The 3,496-nt window shown below is 35.8% G+C and carries 2 protein-coding genes; both read left to right on the top strand.

The window, feature by feature from the left end; translation table 11 throughout:
• Positions 1-1,183, top strand: a 1,183-nt coding sequence (locus AABE15_RS00380) for an ATP phosphoribosyltransferase regulatory subunit (RefSeq protein WP_338329297.1), incomplete at its 5' end; no start/stop codon positions are given.
• A gap of 39 nt (positions 1,184-1,222) precedes the next feature.
• Positions 1,223-2,509 (top strand): adenylosuccinate synthase, encoded by a 1,287-nt coding sequence (locus AABE15_RS00375; RefSeq protein ID WP_338329296.1) that lies wholly within the window; start codon positions 1,223-1,225, stop codon positions 2,507-2,509.
• The last annotated feature ends 987 nt before the right edge of the window (positions 2,510-3,496 follow it).

The following is a 3,496-nucleotide window of genomic DNA, read 5'->3' as shown; positions in this document are numbered from 1 at the left end:
TAGCAGAGGCGCTTATTTAATGATCAATGATATGGAGATGAGCAGTGCGTTGCTGCCCGTAGGTTTTTGTGATCTTCTACCTGTTAACGCCGAAGTGGAGGCAAGAGGATTGCATTCAATCATGGATACTTTTGTCGCCTTTGGTTACGAAAGAGTTAATCCCCCTTTATTGGAATTTGAAAAAAGTATTTTGGCGCATGCAGGCACAGGGGTTGCTGAACAGACATTTCGTTTAATGGATCCTGAGACGCATTATATGATGGGATTACGTTCAGACATCACTCCGCAAATTGCACGTATTGCGACGACGCGGCTGATTAATTCTCCAAGACCTTTACGTTTGTCATATTCAGGACCTTGTGTATGGGTAAGTGGAACCAAAAACCATTCAACACGACAGATTTTACAAGCCGGCATTGAGCTTATTGGTGTGGATAGTCCCCAGGCGGATGCAGAAATAATTACAATTACTTCTGAAGCATTAAAAGGGTTAGGTATAAAGTCCATCATCTCCTTTGATTTACTTATGCCTCAGCTCGCTCAGACTATTATATATGAGGCAAAATTTACTCCTGCATCCGCCAAAACGCTTTTTCGTGCATTGGATCGTAAAGATGTAGCGGCGGTTAAACAACTTGCTGGGCCAGCTTCGGAAACGCTTATCACAATGCTAGAGGCGGCTGGTCCGATAGATAGAGCCTTTGAAATGCTAAAAAAATTACATCTTTCCCCTGAAGCAAATCTTATTTTACAAAGATTATTTGTTTCTGCAGAGACTATTAAAAAACAGAATGACACGATATCGTTGACGATAGATCCGGTTGAATTTCGTGGATGGAACTATCATACAGGATTGTGCATTTCGGTATATATTGAAGGTATCAGCGGAGAGGTAGGTCGAGGAGGCCGCTATCTTTCGAATAATGGCGAAGCAGCTTGTGGAATGACACTTCGTCCAGATATATTGTTACAGGCAGTAAATATTGATATGAATACCTTTCGTAAGATTTATATACCTTTTGGTAATAGCATCGAACACGTTAAGCACTTGCGTCATAAAGGGTATTCACTTGTCATGGGACTAGAAGAAATTTATGACGACGAGCAAGAAGCAAAGCGTTTAGATTGTCATTTTATATACAAAGAAAAGTCCATAATGTCACTTATGAATAAGGAAGCTTAAAATTGTACAAAATTACCTTAAATATGTTAGGAAAGTTTGATGTCTAGTATTACCATTGTAGGTGCCCAATGGGGTGATGAAGGTAAGGGAAAAATTGTTGATTGGTTGGCAAGTAAGGCCGATATAGTTGTACGTTTTCAAGGGGGTCATAACGCTGGGCACACATTAGTTGTTGAGGGTAAAAGCTACAAACTATCTTTATTGCCTTCAGGTATTGTTCGTCAAAAGACAAGCATCATTGGTAATGGGGTTGTCCTTGATCCTCAGGCATTACTAAAAGAAATTGCTCGCTTCAGAGATCAAAATATTCATATTACACCTGAAATACTCAAAGTTGCAGAAAATTGTCCTCTTATTTTACCCTCTCATGTAGCGCTAGATCAAGCAAGAGAACGTGCAAGAGGGGATAAAAAAATTGGGACGACTGGGCGTGGCATAGGGCCCGCTTATGAGGATAAAGTAGCAAGAAGAGCAATACGTTTATGCGATTTACTTGAATCAAAAACATTAAATTGGCGTTTAGATGAATTATTATTTCATCATAACGCTTTGCTTACCTCACTGGGTGAGAAAAATTTTACTAAAGAAGATACATTACGGTATATTAATGAGGTGGCTACTCAAATACTGCCCTTTATGGCGCCTATACCAGAATTAATGGCTCAGTATATTCATGAAAATAAATTTATTTTATTTGAAGGCGCTCAAGCTATTATGTTGGATGTCGATCATGGCACGTATCCATTTGTAACCAGTTCAAATACTGTTCCTTCCCAAACAGGTATTGGTAGTGGGACAGGGCCTCGATCAGGGGGCTATATTTTAGGTATTGCCAAGGCTTATACTACGCGTGTAGGAGAAGGTCCTTTCCCTACAGAGCTTTTTGACGAAGACGGGCAATACTTAGGAAAAAAAGGGTGCGAGTTTGGAACTGTAACTGGGCGCCCAAGACGTTGTGGATGGTTTGATAGCATATTGGTTAAACATGCAGTTCAAGTGGGCGGATTAGATGGCCTTGCTTTAATGAAACTGGATGTACTCGACGGTTTAACAGAAATAAAAATTGCTACTGGGTATGAGTTAGATGGTGCAGTGCTGCATCGTTTTCCTTATAACTTAGAGGCGCAAAAACGTTTAAAGCCTATTTATGAGACCTTGCCTGGATGGAGCGAAAGTACATACGGCATCCGTTTACGGTCAGAGTTGCCTGTAGCAGCTCAAAGGTATATTGAACGAATTGAAGCTCTTATTGGAGTACCTATCAGTATTATTTCGACCAGTCCAGAGCGTGAAGATACCATTATGTCTGTAAATCTTTGGAGTTGAGAAACGATAGATTTTAGAAATTAGTTACAGAATAATTGATATTGATTTTGAAAAACTGAATTTACTATACTTTCTAAAAAATTATTTTATGCCACGTATGAAGCAGTAAAGCAGTGTAATATAAATTGTTTTTGGATTTATATAATAAAAAATGGCTTTGATTGGATGTTTTTTACAATTTAAGATTTATATCCGTTGCATTGTTTCTATAAGTAAATTCTAAAAAAGATTAATCTAATATTTCTTTTTGTAGCTAATTTTATTTTTGATATGTTGCCTAAAAATGGTCAAAATTACATAACATCAATTTGTTGGAAACAGGGTTAACGTGTAGTTAACAACTTAAGCGGTCCTAAAAGTGTAGCCGTAGCTTTGTAATGCTTTTTATATGTTTCATCGACTTAATGAGGATTTTTAGCAAATTGATGTTATATTTCAATGGTTGGTATCATGATTTCCTTAAGTAAACGTTTGTCGTTATGGCAAGAGATCATATCGTTTACAGTATTATATTAGGTAATAAATCGTAAGTTTACGACTCTAAAGTGGCTATAAATAGCAAAACTAAAGAATATATATGTTTTATGATGGTTCTTATTCGTATTTATATTATTTAAAATTACAATAAAATTATTTGTTAAATTTTTTTGAGGTGATTTGATGCAGTTTCGCTTAAATTTTTTTAAAGTTATTATTAAGGGGGTTACAATATGGATGGTGTAAAGTATTATCTCAGACATTAACATTAATAATTTGTCAAAACATATTCAATTTTTTTAAGATTATTGTAAGCAATTATCAGTATAATATATTGAACTCATGAAAAACTTGGGAATGTTTTTGTCAATTTTGATTTTAAAATAATTGTGTAAACCTAATGGTTATTTACTTTTAATAAGTAAACTTTATGCAAAATTAAAAATTATTTTAAACGTATTATCAAATTAGGGGATGGCTTGCTTGGTTACGTTAATATTATTATCACAT

Source organism: Commensalibacter sp. Nvir (assembly GCF_963921845.1).
GTDB lineage: Bacteria > Pseudomonadota > Alphaproteobacteria > Acetobacterales > Acetobacteraceae > Commensalibacter.
Note: the sequence above shows the minus strand (reverse complement) of the source record. Positions and strands in the feature narration are given on the sequence as shown.

Coding starts and splice junctions, on each gene's coding strand:
- AABE15_RS00375 (WP_338329296.1), top strand. CDS start 1,223: ATGTCTAGTATTACCATTGTAGGTGCCCAATGGGGTGATGAAGGTAAG.